Origin of the sequence: Segatella copri, assembly GCF_949820605.1 — a bacterium.
Lineage (GTDB): Bacteria > Bacteroidota > Bacteroidia > Bacteroidales > Bacteroidaceae > Prevotella.
In genome coordinates, this window is record NZ_CATKVU010000006.1 from 1,627,698 (window position 1) to 1,645,540 (window position 17,843).

Consider the following 17,843-nt stretch of genomic DNA (forward strand, 5'->3'; position numbering starts at 1 on the left):
AATTTAAATATATTTTCAATGTTTTGCTATTTGAGAAGATTGCATTATCTTTGCATAAGATTTGCTGCACTCGGCAATATGAAAGTAAACTTTCATTGCACTCGATTGCAAAATCTTTGCATAAGAAAAATTAAATAAAATGGCACGACGACTAAGAAAAAAACGCATAGCAATCATATTGCTTACCTTTACAGCAATCGTAGGATGGACTACACACAGCTGTGTATCTCGCTGTACATCAGCATCAGACAAGAACAAGGCGGCAGATTCGCTCCCTAAGGTTCATATCAACGATTCCATCTCAAATGCCCTGACAGAGGGGAAGGAATATCATGAGATGGACTCGGTAATAGAAAGGTATCTCAAGAGATGGGAAATCAATGGAGCCCAACTCGTCATCACCCGCAACGACTCGCTACTCTATGCCCGCGGATTCGGAATGGCGGATAAGGAGCGAGGCATCAGAATGGAGCCTAACATGCTGATGCGCTTCGCCTCCGTATCGAAACTGATTACAGCCGTAGGTATCATGAAATTGCAGGAGATGAAGAAACTCAAGCTGAACGAGAAGGTGTTTGGCGAAAAGGGAATCCTGCGCGATACCGTTTACAACAACAGTATCAAGGACAAGCGATATTACGATATCACCGTAGAACAACTGCTGCGCCATCAGGCTGGTTTCAACAATTATGCCGGTGATCCTGTATCTTCCACCCGCTACATCATGATGCAGAACCATCTCAAAACGCCACCTGATCACCCTACCCTGCTCAAGATTCTCTTGAAGCGCCACTTGGGTTATACTCCTGGCGAAGGCAAATGCTACAGTAATCTGGGCTACATGATTCTCTCCATGATCATAGAGAAGAAGAGCGGAATGAAATATGAAAACTTCATACAGAAGTATGTGCTCCACCCTGCCGGCTGCTACGACATGCATATTGCGGGAACTTACTTAAAGGACCGCCGACCTAACGAGACGAAGTACTACATGCACCAGGGCAGCATCCCTGTATATGAATACAACAACAGTGGACGACTGGTGGAGAAATGCTATGGTGACACCGACCTTCCCCGCCTGTCGGGTGCAGGAGCCTGGTGTGGTTCGGCAGCCGAGTTGAGCCGTTTCATAGCCAGCATCGATGGTTTGCCACATGTCAAGGATATCCTCAGCAAGAAGAGTATCGAGTTTATGACGCGCGAGCAGGCTGACCACCAATACTCTATCGGTTGGAACTATACACCAAAGAGCGACAAACCATGGATTCGTACCGGTTCGCTGGCAGGCACATCAGCCATCGTCCTGAAATATCCGGATAACCAATGCTGGATTCTCATCACGAACACATCTACATGGAAAGGCCACGGCTTCTCTAACGATACTATAGCTTTCTTCGAGAAACTGAGAAAGAAATATATGACAAACATGCCAAAGAAAGACTTGTTCTTATAAAACCAGAGAGGGTGTGTCATAAGTCTGTGACGCACCTCTTTTTATTTTTTGCCTTTTCACAGATACGAAATCTTTAAAAAACATTTTTATTTACAACAAAGCCCAAACTTTCACAAGCTCGGGCTTTGCCTTTCCGCAAAAGATTTGTATCTTTGCAGAAAACTTCTTTAAGTATGGCAAAGATACAAATAAAATCTGAAACTCGGCACGAATTGAGCTTTTTTCCTAACTCTTTCGATGATTATGTGCCAAAAGACAGCAAAGTTCGTATGGTGGATCGTATTGTTCGCAGTATGGACATCAACCCTCTCATGGATACCTATGATGGGATTGGTGCTCCTCCTTATAGTCCGAAGATGCTTCTAAGTTTAGTTGTTTTTGCCTATATCAATGGCATTTATTCCTGTCGTGGCATAGCGGACGCACTTAAATACGATGTTCGCTATATGTGGATTTGTGGAGGTAAGCAATTATCTTTCGCAACAATCAACCGCTTTAGATCCCATCATATGATTAAATGCATCGACTTTTATTTTGATGCAGTCGTCTCCATATTGGTTGAAAAGGGCGTGATTAGTCTGGAGGAACAATATGTTGATGGTACTAAGATAGAGTCGAAAGCAAACAAGTACACGTTTGTATGGAAGAAGACTGTGGAAAAGAACAGGGCTAAGCTCTTGGAAAAGACCTCTGCTGCATTGGCTCAGATAAAAGAACAAATTCGCCTGAATGGCGGGAGTGACATTAAGGAAGAAGACAGCGAGCCAGCCACTTTCGCCAAGGATGTAGAGAGAAGTGCACGTTTGTGTGAGAGGCAAGTGAAGAACCTTCCTAAGGCAAAGCTTACAGGAAGAGAGAAGCAAAAGCTAAATACTCAGATAGATCACTTGTTCAAAGCCTCGGACAAACTGCGCGAGTATGAAAAATCACTGGATATACTGGGCGAGAGAAACTGTTACTCCAAGACTGATCCTGATGCGACCTTCATGCGCCTCAAGGAAGATGCCATGAACAATGGGCAGACAAAGCCTGCCTATAACCTTCAAATTGCGACAGAGAATCAATATTGGACGAATTTCGCCCTTTATCCCAATCCAACAGACACCCTGACCTTCAAGCCTTTTTTGGATAAGTACAAGAAAAGATATGGAAAGCAATCCAAGAGCGTCACCGCAGACTCAGGGTATGGCTCGGAGGAGAACTACGAGTACCTAGAGATGGAAGAAATGGTGGGTTATGTAAAGTACAACTGGTTTCACAAGGAACAGCATAAGCCTTTCAAGGAGGATGCCTTCAACCAAGCGAACTTCTACTACAACAGGGATGATGACTATTATGTCTGCCCCATGGGACAACACATGGAACCTTGTGGACAACGGCAAACGAAAAGTGCCTCCGGCTATGTGTCTGTCATTACATTATATAGAGCACAACGATGTGATGGATGTCCGCTTGGAAGTCTCTGCAAGAAATCCAAAGGCAACAGAACCATATATGTCAACCATAAACTGAATGCATATAAAAAGGAAGCCTTCCTGCTACTAACGTCTGAAGAGGGCTTGAAACACAGAAGCCAGCGACCGATAGAGCCGGAAGCTGTATTTGGGCAGATGAAGGCAGATATGCATTATAAGCGATTCAGGCATTTTGGAATGGACAAGGTTTACATGGATCTAGGATTGTTCGGAATGGGATTCAATTTGAAGAAATATTTGGGTATAAAACGATAAAACTCAATTTTGTTTTTTTTATCGTCAGGGATAACTATGCCCTTTTGTGAACTTTGGGGCTGTTTTGTTATCGATAAAACAAGAAAAGTAAAGTTTCTATACAATATAATAAGATTCCCTTTGTGAAGAAAGACTACGATTCAACTAGAATATACAGAAACACACAAAAAAAAGGGTGCGTCACAGACTTATGACACACCCTCTTTATATTAATGATATGTTGTCTGAAAAGATAATTATACCTTAGAATGTATACTTCAAACCAACCTGGCCACGCCAGCGGCTGTAGTATGAGCTAGGATACTTGAGAGGCATATCAGATGAGTTAGCAAACTGGAACACGCCATCACCCTTGTACGTGATAGGAGAAATAATCTCGCTGTTATAACCACTACTGAAGGTACGGCCCCAATCCTTGTTCAGGAGGTTAGCCACGTTCATGATATCCAAAGTAAGTTCCAAAGCATGTACATACTTACCTGTACGGATGCCAAACTTCTGACCGAAGTGGAAATCGAAATGACTTTCGAACGGCAAGTTAGCACCATAACGCTCGAAGTACTCACCACGATGATCCTTCACATAGTCTGTAGTAGCAAGCCACTGCTTCAAATTAGCACGCTGCTGCTCAGCAGTATAAGCATCAGTACCCAAGAACTGCATTTGGTCTACCTGCGCATCTGTAGGGATGAAAATCAAGTCATTACTTGTACCATTATCTCCGTTAATATCTCCACTATAAACGAGAGAGTAAGGAGAACCGCTCTGACCCTGATAGATAAGACCTACTGTAGTGGTAAACAACTTGTTGGTTCCCCAGTTGAAGTGATAGAAAGCAGAAGCCTTCACTGTATGAGGCACATTATAAGCACTATTAGCCAACTCTGGGTTGTTTGAGAAGCGATAAGTATGCGTATTACGCCAGTTGCTCTGAGCAACAGATGAGGTCATACTGCTTACAGACTCTGAGTGAGTGAATGTATAAGATGCATTCAGATCAAGACCGAACGCAAAGTGCTTAGCTGCAGACAAAGACAGGCTGTAGCTGTAGCCCTTGCTGGTATTATACATTGCATAGATGTTGTTAAACGACTTAGCATCTGCCACCTTTGTATAAAGAGGACGGTTATCCCAGTTCATGTAAGAGGTCTGAGACAAGGTCTTACCAGTCTCCTCATAAGCCAAGTTCTTGTAATAAACATCATTCAGACTCTTGCTGAAGATACCCTCAGCAGTCCAGTCGATACCCAGGAGATTGAAATCGAAACCAAGATTAACACGCATAGACTGAGTGAACTTGAAATCCTTGTCAAACACATTGATCAGCTGGCTACCGAGAGCCTTCAGTTTATCTGCATTCTGAGTCTGCTTGTTAGGATCCATGATGAGCTGCACATCAGAATTATTTTTTGCAGAGTAAGAAGATGTCTGCACACCAGTATTCGTAAAGTTGTTGCTCAACCAGACGAAAGGAATACGACCAGTGAATACACCGATACCTCCACGAAGGATATATTTGCGGTTCTTCTCAATATCCCAACGGAAACCTACACGAGGGCTCCACATTGGTGTACTGGCAAGTTTCTGATTGGTTTTGAAACCATATCCCTTACCTGCTGCCCACTCATTGAATTTAGCATTCTCGGTAGGCGTATCAAAGAACAGAGGCATATCCATACGGAGACCATAGGTGAGCTGGAAGCTGTCTGTCACATCCCACTTGTCCTGTACATAAAAGCCCAGCTGAGCTGCACTAAACTCTGGTGCCCAACGAGGATTACCAGTCACCTCAACATTAGCCTGTGTGAAGTAGAAGTTCTTGATATACTTACCATCACCTCCAAAACCATCAGCTCCACAACCCTTATAATAATTTAGGAAGTCGTCTGGAGTATCAAAATAATAGCATCCATAGAGATTCTGAAGGAAGAGGTTAGAGAACTTGTAAAGCTCATTATGTGTACCGAATGTCAGTGTATGATTCCCCTTGAACCATGTAAAGTTATCTTCGAGGGTATAAATGTCCTGATTCAATCCATTAGCCATTGAGGAATATTCATTACCGATATTCATGGTACCATTTCCTACCTTATAGATAGTGATAGAGGGCGCTGGCTTACCAGAAGTACGCTCATCACGAACACGAACGTAAGATACGCGTGCCTCATTGCTCAGGTTTGGTGAGATGCGGCTCTGCAACTCTGCGGCGAAAGAATGAGTTTTAGATTTGAAATCATACAAGTGATCGGTAGTATTCAATGTAGCAATACCACCCAGACCAAGCGTCTGCTTAGCATCAACATAACTCCAACGTACAGAGAACTTGTTGAACTCGTTGATATTCCAATCCAACTTCAAACCAGCTTTCTGGCTCTTCACGTTCTTATCTTTATCTGCCCATGAAGTTGCATAATCATAACCCTGACGGTTAGCCAAGTCATAAATCTTAGACATCAAGTCCCTAGCCAAATCCGGATTAAACTTAACATCTGGAGAATCGATGGTATACTGAGTTGGGTACGACTTTTCTGAATTCTCATAGTTTGCGAAGAAGAAGAGTTTGTTCTTGATAATTGGACCACCGAGCGTAAATCCGAACAAAGTTTCCTTCTCATCATCATAAGGCTGAGCATAGGTACCATCCATATTCTTATAATGACGACCTACCAAATCCTGGTTGTTCCCATAGAAATAGCCACTTCCATGGAAGTCATTGGTACCGCTCTTGGTTACCGCGTTGATGGCACCACCGGTAAAACCACCCTGGCGAACATCGAAAGGAGCGATATTTACCTGAATCTGGTCAATAGTCTCCATAGAAACAGGCTGAGATCCTGCCTGACCACCATTACTGCCATTAGCAGTAAGACCGAACACGTCGTTATTCATCACACCATCAATCTGGAATGAATTATAACGGTTGTTCATACCGGCGAATGACATAGAGCCAGACTGTCCGTTTGTAGTAAGCTGTGGATTCAGGCGAGCCACATCCGCAATACTGTGCGAGATAGAAGGCATATCAGCTATCTGCTGAGCATTGATACTCATGGCCGCACCGGTCTTCGTACCATTCAGACCAGCCTTACCCGAAACAACAACCTCCTGAAGCTGCTTGGCATCTTCCTGAAGAGAGCAAGAGAGATTTTGGCTTTCACCCAAGTTCAGACTGACATTGTTGAAAACCTTGTCCTTATATCCGATATAAGAGATACTTACCTTGTAAGGACCACCTGGACGCATACCCTGAATAGTATAGCGACCATCTACATTTGTTACAGCACGATACACAGTACCAGATGGCTGGTGTGTAGCAGTAACAGTAGCCCCAATAACGGTTTCGCCATTGGAAGAAATTTTACCACTAATGCCTGAAGTGGTAATCTGAGCCATTGCCGAAGTCACCATGAAGGCGAGCAAAGCCAGAAGTAGTTGCAATCTTTTCTGCATGTTGTTTTGATTCTTTTGTGAATAAATAAAGAGAGAACCGCGCACCTCGTACCGTGTGCATTCACTCTTATAAACAAATATGTTGCAAATATAAACATTTTTTTTGAGACAACAAGCAAAAAACAGAGAAAAATGACAGAATACACCAAAAAATATGCAAATAAACGAAAAAAAATGCACTTCCCTCGAAAAAGAGAAGTGCATCGCGATAGAATTATTCTAATGGGAACTCTTCCCATGCATCAAACTTATTTCAACAAATCTTTGACCTCTGACAAATTACCATCATTGGCAGCAGGTTTGATTGAAAGGAGATAATTAAGCAAAGGATAAACATCTACGTTTTTAAAGACTTTATCCTTAACATATCCTTTTTTAAAATCAGGGCCAGCTGCACGGAATAGGACATGCATATCGCTATAAGTTGGATCAAAGCCATGATTTCCGGCTAAGACCTCATTCTTATCACTGGGTACCCAACCTATGTCTGTAGTAACAACAATGTCGGCAATGTTCTCATTTGTACCATAATTTAAATAGGCAGGCATTTCTGATTTACGCCATGCTCTAATATGAGGTACCTTAGAAAGAGCTTTCAGTATTTTATTTTCACATCCCTTATTGGTATATATCATCGTAGGAAATCCCATTGCTATGTTTTTGTACCATGACTTATCCAAATAATGGGTCAGATTTATGATACGTTCATTCGAGTTACGGTCCATACCATGGTCTGCTGTCACAATCAGGTTCACATTTTTACCATCGGGCATCTTCTGGATATCTTTCCATAACTGTCCGAGAAGGCAATCTAAGGTCTCTACTTGCATACGGGTTTGCCTACTCTCAGGACCATAAGTATGACCTGAATGGTCAGGCTCATCAAAATAAGCCATGATAAGCTGTGGGCGCTTATCTTCCGGCATTTTGAGCATCCGCTCTATTTCTGCTATTCGCTCAACATAAGTCAGCAACGGTTTCTGCTCATAATTATAATAGATATCAGGATAAGTGCCCTGTATGGCAACATCTGAGCCAGGCCAATAAACCACGCCTACCCGCTTTCCCTGTCGTTTGGCGGTAATCCAAACAGGTTCACCTCCCCAGAAGCGGGGATCCATTTTTGTTGTTTTATCACCTAAACTAAACACCAGTCCACTCTTTTTATCAAGAAATTTATTGGCTATAATTCCATGATGATCAGGAACCAAGCCCGTTGCCAGAGTATAATGGTTAGGGAACGTAACAGATGGAAACGAAGGCTGCATAATAGCTTTTACTCCATCCTGTGCCAAATTGTCAAGAAAAGGCGTATCATACATCTCGGGATAATCCCAACGGCATCCGTCTAAGGAAATTATCACGGTTCGATGTTCCTGTGCCAGACTTACAGAAAAGGGAGCCAGGAAAGAAATCAATAATAATAATATTTTTTTCATTATGATCTATTTTATTTGAAACCAAAAAGGGGATGTACTGCCAAACAGAAGAACATCCCCCAAATATAACTGTACTTATGGACTAATACTTAGAATGTATACTTCAAACCAAGCTGACCGCGCCAGCGGCTATAATAGTCGTCATAAGAACGCATTTCGTAATTACCTGGGTGCAGGAACTGGAACTGTCCGTTACCACTGTAAGTAACAGGAGAATAGTATTTAGCTGCACCTGTTGATGTATAGCGACCCCACTTCTTATTGAACATGTTACCCACATTCAATACATCAAATGACAATTCTACAGAATGAACCTGAGCACCAACCTTGAACTTATAGGTCTGAGCAAGATGGAAGTCGAAGTGACTCTCGAATGGCAAGTTATCAGCATAACGCTTGAAGTATTCACCACGATGCTTGCTCATATAGCCATCATTGGCAATCCACTCTCTGAAGTTTTTCTTCTGCTCTTCAGCAGTATAGTTCTTATTAGCCTTAAACTGCATCTTATCAATCTGCTCATCTGTTGGGATAAACATCAAATCGTTACCATTAGAACCATCCTGGTTCAAATCACCATAATAGTACAAACTATAAGGTGAACCAGAAGTACCTGTATAGATAAGACCTACTGTAGTATTCCAGTGCTGGGCGTAATCCTTATGATAGAAGGCAGAAGCCTTGATCTGGTGAGGCACATTGAATGCAGTGAAACCGAGCTCAGGTGAGTTAGGATTCTGATATGTATAATTGTAGTTATAGTTTGACTGAGCTACTGAAGATGTACCGCAGTTAACAGACTTTGAGCGTGAATAGCTGTAAGATGCAGCCAGATCCAAACCGAAGTCAAAGTGCTTAACAGCAGACAAAGACAGATTGTAACTGTATCCCTTGCTGGTGTTATCCAACATATATACATTAGCAAACTTCTTCAAGTTAGCATCTTCTGTGCTGGTAACCTTTTGGAACATTGGACGATTGTCAAAAGCCAAAGACGCATAAGTCTCGCCCAATGTCTTACCAGCCTCAGTACGGGTCAAATCCTTATAATAGATATCATTCAGATTCTTTGAGAGAACACCCTCCAAAGTAAAGTCAATACCTGCTAATGTAAAATCAAGAGCAAGGTCAAGACGCAAGTTCTGAGTAAACTTGAAGTCCTTAGCAAATACATTTACTGTCTGGTTACCTGATGCAGCCAACTTAGCAGTATTCTCACTCTGCTTGTAAGGATCAACGATAAGACTTACGTCATTGAGTTTACCCGTATTCTGCTTACCCTCTTTAAGGCCAGAAGAACCATAAACATTATATACAGAAGTCTGGATACCAGTATTTGTAAAGTTGTTGCTCAACCATACGAATGGGATACGACCGGTAAAAATACCAGCACCACCACGGAGAATCATATTATGCTCCTTCTCGATATTCCAACGGAAGCCTACACGTGGAGACCACATCGGAGTGCTGCTCAACTTATGGTTTGTAACAACATTCCATCCCTGCTTGGCAGCAGAAGCATTAAACTCAGCATTCTCAGTAGGAGTATCAAAGAACAATGGGATATCCATACGCAAGCCATAAGTCAACTCAAAATTAGGAGTAACATTAAACTTATCCTGTGCATAGAAACCAATCTGACCAGCAGCAAACTCTGGAGCCCAGCGAGGATCACCGGTTACTGCTACATTGGCAGAACCGAAACGATACTGGTTCAATGTGTTGTAATATGTAATTTCACCTGTTTTTGAATTAACAGACTGAGCAACTGTCTGTCCATTAGCAAACATTTTGAAATCATCAAAATTGTTGAAATAATAAGTACCATAATTATCCTGGATAAAGAGGTTCTTAAACTTGTAGTACTCTCCATGAGTACCGAAAGTCAGAGTATGATTGTTCACATACCAGTTCAGATTATCTGTAAAGGTGATGATGTCCTGATTCAGAGAGTTTGCTGTAGAAGAACGCTCTGTACCGAGACAGAGAGTACCACCACCCACATTCTTAATCTGAATCATTGGTGCAATACCCTTTGGATCACGATGATCTCTTACAGATACATAAGAAGCCTGGAACTGATTATTTATCTTGTCGCTGAAAGAGCTGTTCAATTCTGCAGTAAAAGTATTAGTCTTTGAGATGAAATCAAACTGATAATCAGAAGCATTCAGATAACTGGCAGAACTATTGCTGTTCAACTGCTTAGCATTAACCATGCGCCAGCCAAAAGTAGCCTTATGCTTGTCGTTGATATTCCAGTCGAGCTTTACACCAGCCTTGTCACTCTTAGTATAATTCTTAGGATTATTATATGAAGCATTGTAACCCTTTTCCTTCAGGATAGAAAGCACTTCATCGGCAATATTAAAGCCTTCTGTTCCTAACTTTGAAGCCTCAGAACCATAACCATAGTTATTTGGATATTCCTTGTTTGACTTCTCGTAGTTTGCAAAGAAGAACAACTTGTTCTTGATGATAGGACCACCAAGAGTTACACCATAACGATAGTCTGTTTCATCATCATATTTCTGGCTATCCTTGCCATTCATCAAAGTATACTTAGAACCTATCAGGTCTTTGTTCAACCAGTTGCCATAAACAGATCCATGGAAGGTATTGGTACCCGACTTAGTGATGGCATTGATGGCACCACCAGTAAAACCAGACTGACGGACATCAAAAGGAGCCACGCTCACCTGTACCTGATCAATAGTCTCTGTAGAAATAGGCTGAGTACCAGCCTGACCACCATTCTGACCATTAGAAGTGAGACCGAAAACATCGTTGTTTACGGCACCATCAACCTGGAAGCTGTTATAACGGTTATTAACACCAGCAAAAGACATTGCTCCAGACTGAGAGACACTTACCATAGGATTCATGCGGGTGATATCACCGATACTATGACTGATAGAAGGCATATTGGCTATATCCTTGGCACTATAGCTGGCAGCAGCACCAGTCTTGCTGGCATCCAAGCCTAACTTACCCTTAACAACCACTTCACCTAAAGCATGTGCATCCTCTTCCAACTGAGTTGAAAGGTCTGACATTTCACCAAGTTTGAGTGTTACATTCTTGATTTCCTTGGTTTTGTAACCAATGTAGGAAATCTCTACCGTGTAAGGACCACCAGCGCGCATACCCTGAATAGTAAAGCGGCCTACGCTGTTAGTCACAGAACGATAAACAGCACCTGTTGGCACATGGGTCACTGTAACAGTTGCACCTATTACATCTTCACCATTAGCTTTAATCAAACCTTTGACGCCAGATGTAGTAATCTGCGCAATGGCTGTGGAAACCATAAAGGACAACAAAGCCACAAATAAAAAAAATCTTTTCTGCATACCTTAAAATAAATAATTAAATAATACGGGATATAATCCCCTCTTATATTGTTATCGTTTGCAAAATTAATAAAAAAATCTCTTTTAATTGTTACAAAAGCATGAAAAATAGTATTTTATAATATAAAAAAATCTGCGTTAAGCAAATAACGCAGATTTCCTTTAATTTGTTATTTATAACAGGGGTTTGCTTATAGTTTTTTCGGGGTTGGCTCCCCTACTCCTTTCTCTGCCAGATGCTCATCACCTTGCGACGGATGGCTACGATGTTCAGAATTGAAACGATCAGGAACAGGAGCAGACCTAGGGCGACGGCTGGAAGCATGGTGCCCTCGTCGATATCAGGGAAGAGGGTTTCGATGAAGCCCATGTAATAATCGCGGAGGAAGAAGAGGATGATCCATGCGATGATGAGTACCACGATGTTCAGCGCAATGGTGAGCACCTGATATGGTTTTGCTACATTGTTCGGACTGTAGCCTATCAGAAGAAGATTCTCTAACTTAGAAGAATTCTTCTGAACCAACAGATAGATGCTGAGCATCAGAATGTAGAAGCTCAAAACGGAGATAACCAAACCGATAATCATCACCATCGATACCATCATGCGGAGGAAATAGGTAGTTTTCTCAGCATCCAGCTTGTCTGTCTCTACCTCATAACCATTATCATCCAGGTATTTGGTGATGTTCTCGTCTCCCGGGTTTCCTACCTCTACAATGAGACGGTTAGGGTCGCTCTTCTGGTTTGGAGCGAATTCCTGGTTGCTCCAGTCCATGAATGCCTGTGGAACGAGGATGGTGTTGAGTCGCGAAGAGAAACCGATAACCTTTCCCTTGAACTGCTCTTTCTTGCCACCAGCCTGAATCTGGATATTGAAATCAATCATGCCCATCAGTCCATCGCTGATTTTAGGGAGCGAATGACTCTGGGCGAAACCGAAGTTATACATATTAATATAGGTACGCGGGAGGATGATTGGCACCTCCTGAGTTCCCGGCGTATATTTCCAGTCCTTGAGCGGCACATCAACAAAACCGTCAGGCACACTCTCGAAGAAGAGTTCGCTGTTCAGAACGTTCACGCCGTTTACACCCATCTGGGCATCTACTTTATATTCTGTAGAGGTGAATTTTCCTATCTTCTTTACAAACTTCTGGCCTCCGATTTCATCGATTTCAGAACCGGAGAAGGTATTGGAACGGCCGCTGATGGTATTTCCCATACCTATCTTCTTGCTCATGATGAGGTAGTCGGCTTTCATGAAACTGTCTTGCTGAGTGAAGACAGGCAGCACGTCTTTATAAAACTGAAAGCCGAAAAGAACGATGAGCATACCGAAGAGACTGGCGAAGGCAAAGCCCGCAAACTGAGGTATGCTGATATGCTGACGCAATAATTTCCAAACCAAATTCATAATCTAAATATATGTTCATAGTTTAAGTCCATGTGCTTACCGATACTGGTTACGATGACGCCAGCCCCCTGCTCCTTCGCTTCGGTCATCATGATATCTGCCATGATGCGCGAATTGTTGTCGTCGAGGTGACTGATAGGCTCATCAGCCAGAATGAAGTCGAAAGGCTGACAGAGCGCACGCATCATTGCCACACGCTGCTGCTGTCCGAACGACATTCTGCCGATTTTGGCATCTACCTTATCAGCAATACCGAGCATATCAAACCATTTAAGAATCTGCTCACGCGTCTTGAATCCGGTTATCTTGTTCTTAATTTCTACATTCTCCAGGGCAGTAAGCTCAGGGAAGAGACGGAGTTCCTGAAAGAGATGGCTGATATGACGCTTGCGCATCTCTACCCAGTCTTTCACCTTGTAGTTGGCGGTAACATCATTGTCGAACATCACGCTTCCGCTGTAGTCGTGACGATAGCCGAGCACATAGCTGCAGAAAGTACTCTTTCCGCTGCCACTCTCTGCCTCGATAAGATAAAGATGACCTTTCTCGAAGGTAACATCCTGCTTCCATATCTCCGAATCCAGGTCGTTGCGCTGGGCAAAAACCTGTGGGAGAACGGAATGAAGCTGAATCTTTTCCACTTTTTTTATGTTTAATGTTTAATCTTTTACCTTTAAAGTATAGACCACCGAAGTAAGATTTCCGAAGACAGGGGTGAGCAGGCCGGTTACGGTAGAGATGGCATCATTCTTGCCCGAGCCGTCACTATCAGAACTTTTGGCGAGATTAATGATCATTGCCAGTTTCTGACCGACGATGAGCTTCTGAATCTTTGCATCTATCGGATGATTACTTGGTTTCACGGCATATTGCGCCATCAGCTGGTCGCTTCCGCTAAAGAACTGCTTGTCATCCGTCACACCGAAATAGAACGAGGTTTTGCCGTCGGTATAGAAGTAAGCATTCTTACCCCAATTGGCTATCTTCGCACCAGCCGGACATGAAGTTTTCCAATAATCAACATCGCCCAGCCACTTGGCATGCGACAGTTTAGCAGCCATCGTCATCTGCATGTTGTTATCCGTAAGCGAAGGCATCACGATAGCCATATCCCCATCCACACTACGGATGATATTATCCATGTCAATGGCCTGGTTGATACCCATCAGAAGGGTCTGAAGGCTGCGGTTGCTCTGCATCATCGGCAGGAACTGCTCGCCCTTTACGTTCATGAAGATACCCGCCAGGGCATCAGCAGGCATCGACTTAACGTAGTTGCCTTTAATCGGACGATAGGTTTGAGCCGCCTTCTTCAGAGCCTCATCTATTTCTTTATTAAAGGAGAAGGTTTCTCCCTTCACCTGCAGGATACCATCTTTTACGTCCATCACAGCAGCAATCACTACCTGCGAAGGGTCGGTATCTTTAGGAGCACCAAGGGTAAATGGAGCAACGAACTTCTCCGGCAGCGCCTGAGCCTGAGCCACCATAGCCATAGGCGAAGTGATGGTTTCCAGTCGCTCGAACATAGGCGATGCGGTAATACCTTCGTCCTCATCAGCCTTCAGATATTTCACCATCTGCTGCTGGAGCTGGGCCTGCGCATCGGCTACAACCGGTCCCATAACGAGGAGTGCCTGATCAGAAAAGCCGACCAGCCACGAATTTTTCAATACAGAGAAATGAAAGCCTTTGCGCTCCTTCACCTCTGTAGCGATATGCTGTTTGGCAAGCGAAGCAAGCCAGTCTTCTACATCGCCCTCATCGCTCACCTTGGCACAAAGTCCGAGGTTGCCATCAGCACTCTCAAAGAGGAATATCTTCTCTGAGATGTCGATGCCACATTTCGATGCATCCTCAACGTGCAACAGAGACTTGAGCATTCCCGCCTTGTCTTCATCGCTTTTGCCGGATGCCATCTGCTGCATGTCAACAGAGATGAGCGCAGTACTTTTCTTTGGAATGGCATTGAGATAGTCAGTGCCCGAGCATGAGCTCAGCAATCCCAATACGACAGCCAAGCACATGAACATCAAACTCTTATACAATCTTTTCATCACACTAGTAAATATTATAAAGCTCTTGCCAGATGGCACATATTGACAGCCACCAATCCTGCTGTTTCCGTACGGAGGCGACTGGTGCCAAGCGAAACACTCTCATATCCGTTTTCCAGAGCCAGTCTCACCTCATCGATAGAGAAATCGCCCTCAGGTCCTACCAGCACGGTGATGTCATCAGTACCCTCCTGGGCTGCTCCGGCAGAATCATCAGCTGGACATGACTTGGAAATCTCGGCAAAAAAGTCTTTCTTTTCTATCTCCTCATAACAATGGCAGATAAACTTTCTGCCATTGCGGGGAGCCGTAATAAAATCTTTAAAGTTCTGCAGTTCGTTGACCACAGGTTTCCAAGCCTTGTGGCTCTGCTTGACGGCAGAAACCACAATCTTGTCTATGCGGTCTATGCGGATGACCTTGCGTTCAGAGAACTTGCAGTTGAGGAAAGAGATTTCATCGAAGCCGATTTCCGTAGCCTTCTCTGCCATCCATTCAATGCGGTCCATCATCTTTGTTGGGGCGATGGCCAGGTGAATGTGTCCGCGCCAGGCAGGCTGCTGCGGCATAACCTCCTTCACCTCATAGATGCACCGTTTGTTGGTAGCCAGCGAAACTTCTGCACGGTAGAACACCCCCTTGCCATTCATCAGGAACAATTCGTCCCCCGCCTGGATACGCAAAACCCTGAGTGCATGAGTAGCCTCTTCCTGAGGCAGTTCTGTCTGTGTAGCCGCATCTGGCACATAGAAAAATCTAACTTCTTTCATTTCCTCTTATTGTTACTTTTTCTTCTTAATTTTCTATTATTCCGTAAGAATATCCTTTAATTATTCACTTTTTTTGCCTTTGCGGCGCTCTATCTCATCACGAATGGCTGAGGCTGTTTCGTAATCTTCTTCATTAATGGCACAATCCAATGCTTTTTCGAGCATCTGGTCTGGCAAAGCAAAAATAGGTACCGCACAAGAAGTCGAACTCATATCATTTTTATTAAAAGGAGTAGAAATTTCCTTTATAACCAGCTCTGTTGTATACATTTCTATATCCGCAGCCACAGACAACAACACAGCCTGGTCAGTCTTGATGCTCATACGTTCATTTGTGATTTTATTCACAAGAGTAGCATATACTCCCCTCTCTGGCGTAGCATCGAATTCGAGATAGAAATCGTCTACATTTTGCCTGTCAAATAGTGTCCAAAGTACAGAGATCACATCATTTTTAAAATCAGAAGTTTTCGAATTACATGCCTTCAGCTGCTCTGCTACATAATCATTAGTCATAATAGACAAAGCTCTTTTTTCGGATTCGTCTACCAAACTAATAATACATGTCCCGGAAGCTTCCGGAATGCCAAAGCAGGCAGCGAGTTTAAGTTTGTACAACATCATTATGTACCCTTTCTTTATTTAAATTTATTTATATTCTTACGTAACATTCTGTTTTTACTCTCGCGTTGAGTATGACACTTTTTCTTCCTTATTTCTGTTCTTTCTTCGGACGGAAGAGGACAGCAAAGGCTACAGCTACCACGAGCGCATAACCGGCAAAGATGAACCAGCAGGTTTTCCAGTCACCCATCAGGTAGCCATCATCTGTCCAGTGGCAGTAATGGTTGATGACCATACCTGCGAGAATGGTTCCGATAGATGCTCCCAGACCGTTGGTCATCAGCATGAACAGACCTTGAGCCGATGCTCTTACCTTCACATCACATTTCTGGTCTACAAACAGACCGCCCGACACATTGAAGAAGTCGAAGGCTACACCGTAAACGATGCATGAGAGGATGAAGAAGGTAACACCCGGAAATGCAGGATTGCCCAATCCGAAGAAACCGAATCGCAAAACCCATGCCATCATGGCGATGAGCATCACAACCTTGATGCCATAACGCTTCAGGAAGAACGGAATGAGAAGGATGCAGAGCGCCTCGGCCACCTGAGAGATGGATACCAGGAGCGTAGCATTGTTAGCTGCAAAAGTATCGAGCATCGCAGGATCGCCCTTGAAACTGGTAATGAACGGAGTGGCATAGCCATTGGTTACCTGCAGACTCATACCGAGCATGCAAGAGAAGATGAAGAACATCGCCATCTCACGGCTCTTGAAGAGTTTGAAGGCATCAACCCCCCATGTCTCTACCCAGCTCTTTGTCTCTTTCTTCACAATAGGACAGGCTGGCAATGAGAAGCAATAGAGGAAGAGAAGAATGCTGAGCACACCCGATACCAGGAACTGATAATGGGTATACTGGAACTTATGGGCGTTCTCGCTCAACAGGAATGAGAATGAACCGTTGTCCCAGGTAGCACAGTTCACAATCCACATCGTGAGGATGAAACCCACGGTTCCAAACACACGGATTGGCGGAAAAGCCTTCACGGTGTCGAGCCCGTTGCTCTTCAATATACTGAATGCCGAAGTATTTGACAATGCCAATGTAGGCATATAGAAAGCCACGCTGAAGGTATAAACGGCAATAAACATTGCCTCATTAGGAGTCTGACTAGCCTGTCCCATACCGAACAGACCTATCATGGCTGCTCCTGCCAAAAGGTGACAATAGCCCAAAAGACGTTGCGGCTGGATATACTTATCTGCCACAATACCCATCAATGTAGGCATAAAAATAGATACGATTCCCTGAATGGTATAGAACCAGGAAATCTCGGCACCCATCCCAGCCTTGCCGAGATAGTTGCCCATAGACGTAAGATAAGCTCCCCAAACTGCAAACTCCAGGAAGTTCATCACTGCTAGGCGTACTTTCAGATTCATAGTTTAATGTCTTTTTATTATATAATATTAGCTGCAAAGATACAAATTTTCGGGTAAAAAGCACACGATTTTGAAGATTATCCGCATGAAAGCTAGCATATTTAACAAATTATGTGTATTTTTGCAGCCGATTTCAACAGATATAAGAGAAAAATAATAT

General features: G+C 43.4%; 11 protein-coding genes. 2 read left to right on the forward strand and 9 right to left on the reverse strand.

Going from position 1 to position 17,843, the window contains the following annotated elements; translation table 11 throughout:
* Nucleotides 1-139: 139 nt before the first annotated feature.
* Entirely contained in the window at nt 140-1,453 is a 1,314-nt protein-coding gene (locus RCO84_RS07990; protein WP_317584659.1) for a serine hydrolase domain-containing protein, read from the forward strand.
* Between the two features lie 173 nt (nt 1,454-1,626).
* Entirely contained in the window at nt 1,627-3,183 is a 1,557-nt protein-coding gene (locus RCO84_RS07995) for an IS1182 family transposase (protein WP_317584660.1), read from the forward strand.
* A gap of 243 nt (nt 3,184-3,426) precedes the next feature.
* Here RCO84_RS07995 and RCO84_RS08000 read toward each other — a convergent pair whose 3' ends face one another.
* The 9 genes from RCO84_RS08000 to RCO84_RS08040 form a co-directional block, all read right to left on the reverse strand.
* Complete coding sequence (locus tag RCO84_RS08000; protein ID WP_317584662.1) at nt 3,427-6,633, reverse strand: TonB-dependent receptor; 3,207 nt, start codon at nt 6,631-6,633, stop codon at nt 3,427-3,429.
* Between the two features lie 248 nt (nt 6,634-6,881).
* A complete protein-coding gene (locus tag RCO84_RS08005; protein WP_287819020.1) occupies nt 6,882-8,072 on the reverse strand; it encodes an alkaline phosphatase family protein in 1,191 nt (396 codons plus the stop codon).
* Between the two features lie 89 nt (nt 8,073-8,161).
* Nucleotides 8,162-11,425: a TonB-dependent receptor gene (locus RCO84_RS08010; protein WP_317584663.1), complete on the reverse strand. Its 3,264-nt coding sequence runs from the start codon at nt 11,423-11,425 to the stop codon at nt 8,162-8,164.
* A 217-nt stretch (nt 11,426-11,642) separates the two neighbouring features.
* Nucleotides 11,643-12,842: an ABC transporter permease gene (locus RCO84_RS08015; protein ID WP_317584665.1), complete on the reverse strand. Its 1,200-nt coding sequence runs from the start codon at nt 12,840-12,842 to the stop codon at nt 11,643-11,645.
* Entirely contained in the window at nt 12,839-13,483 is a 645-nt protein-coding gene (locus tag RCO84_RS08020) for an ATP-binding cassette domain-containing protein (protein ID WP_117692599.1), read from the reverse strand. Before RCO84_RS08020 ends, RCO84_RS08015 begins: the two co-directional genes overlap by 4 nt.
* Before the next feature lie 18 nt (nt 13,484-13,501).
* Nucleotides 13,502-14,899, reverse strand: a complete 1,398-nt coding sequence (locus RCO84_RS08025) for a DUF4836 family protein (RefSeq protein WP_317584667.1) — start codon at nt 14,897-14,899, stop codon at nt 13,502-13,504.
* Between the two features lie 14 nt (nt 14,900-14,913).
* A complete protein-coding gene (locus RCO84_RS08030; protein ID WP_317584669.1) occupies nt 14,914-15,669 on the reverse strand; it encodes a 16S rRNA (uracil(1498)-N(3))-methyltransferase in 756 nt (251 codons plus the stop codon).
* 60 nt (nt 15,670-15,729) lie between these two features.
* The gene (locus RCO84_RS08035) at nt 15,730-16,293 is read right to left on the reverse strand and encodes a UvrB/UvrC motif-containing protein (protein WP_317584671.1); all 564 of its coding nucleotides are present in this window, start codon (nt 16,291-16,293) and stop codon (nt 15,730-15,732) included.
* 88 nt (nt 16,294-16,381) lie between these two features.
* A complete protein-coding gene (locus tag RCO84_RS08040; RefSeq protein ID WP_317584672.1) occupies nt 16,382-17,683 on the reverse strand; it encodes an MFS transporter in 1,302 nt (433 codons plus the stop codon).
* Nucleotides 17,684-17,843 lie beyond the last annotated feature (160 nt).

What these genes read in the sequence shown, in the direction of transcription:
- RCO84_RS07990 (WP_317584659.1), top strand. Translation starts at nt 140, where the DNA reads ATGGCACGACGACTAAGAAAAAAACGCATAGCAATCATATTGCTTACC.
- RCO84_RS07995 (WP_317584660.1), top strand. Translation starts at nt 1,627, where the DNA reads ATGGCAAAGATACAAATAAAATCTGAAACTCGGCACGAATTGAGCTTT.
- RCO84_RS08000 (WP_317584662.1), bottom strand. Translation starts at nt 6,633, where the DNA reads ATGCAGAAAAGATTGCAACTACTTCTGGCTTTGCTCGCCTTCATGGTG.
- RCO84_RS08005 (WP_287819020.1), bottom strand. Translation starts at nt 8,072, where the DNA reads ATGAAAAAAATATTATTATTATTGATTTCTTTCCTGGCTCCCTTTTCT.
- RCO84_RS08010 (WP_317584663.1), bottom strand. Translation starts at nt 11,425, where the DNA reads ATGCAGAAAAGATTTTTTTTATTTGTGGCTTTGTTGTCCTTTATGGTT.
- RCO84_RS08015 (WP_317584665.1), bottom strand. Translation starts at nt 12,842, where the DNA reads ATGAATTTGGTTTGGAAATTATTGCGTCAGCATATCAGCATACCTCAG.
- RCO84_RS08025 (WP_317584667.1), bottom strand. Translation starts at nt 14,899, where the DNA reads ATGAAAAGATTGTATAAGAGTTTGATGTTCATGTGCTTGGCTGTCGTA.
- RCO84_RS08030 (WP_317584669.1), bottom strand. Translation starts at nt 15,669, where the DNA reads ATGAAAGAAGTTAGATTTTTCTATGTGCCAGATGCGGCTACACAGACA.
- RCO84_RS08035 (WP_317584671.1), bottom strand. Translation starts at nt 16,293, where the DNA reads ATGATGTTGTACAAACTTAAACTCGCTGCCTGCTTTGGCATTCCGGAA.
- RCO84_RS08040 (WP_317584672.1), bottom strand. Translation starts at nt 17,683, where the DNA reads ATGAATCTGAAAGTACGCCTAGCAGTGATGAACTTCCTGGAGTTTGCA.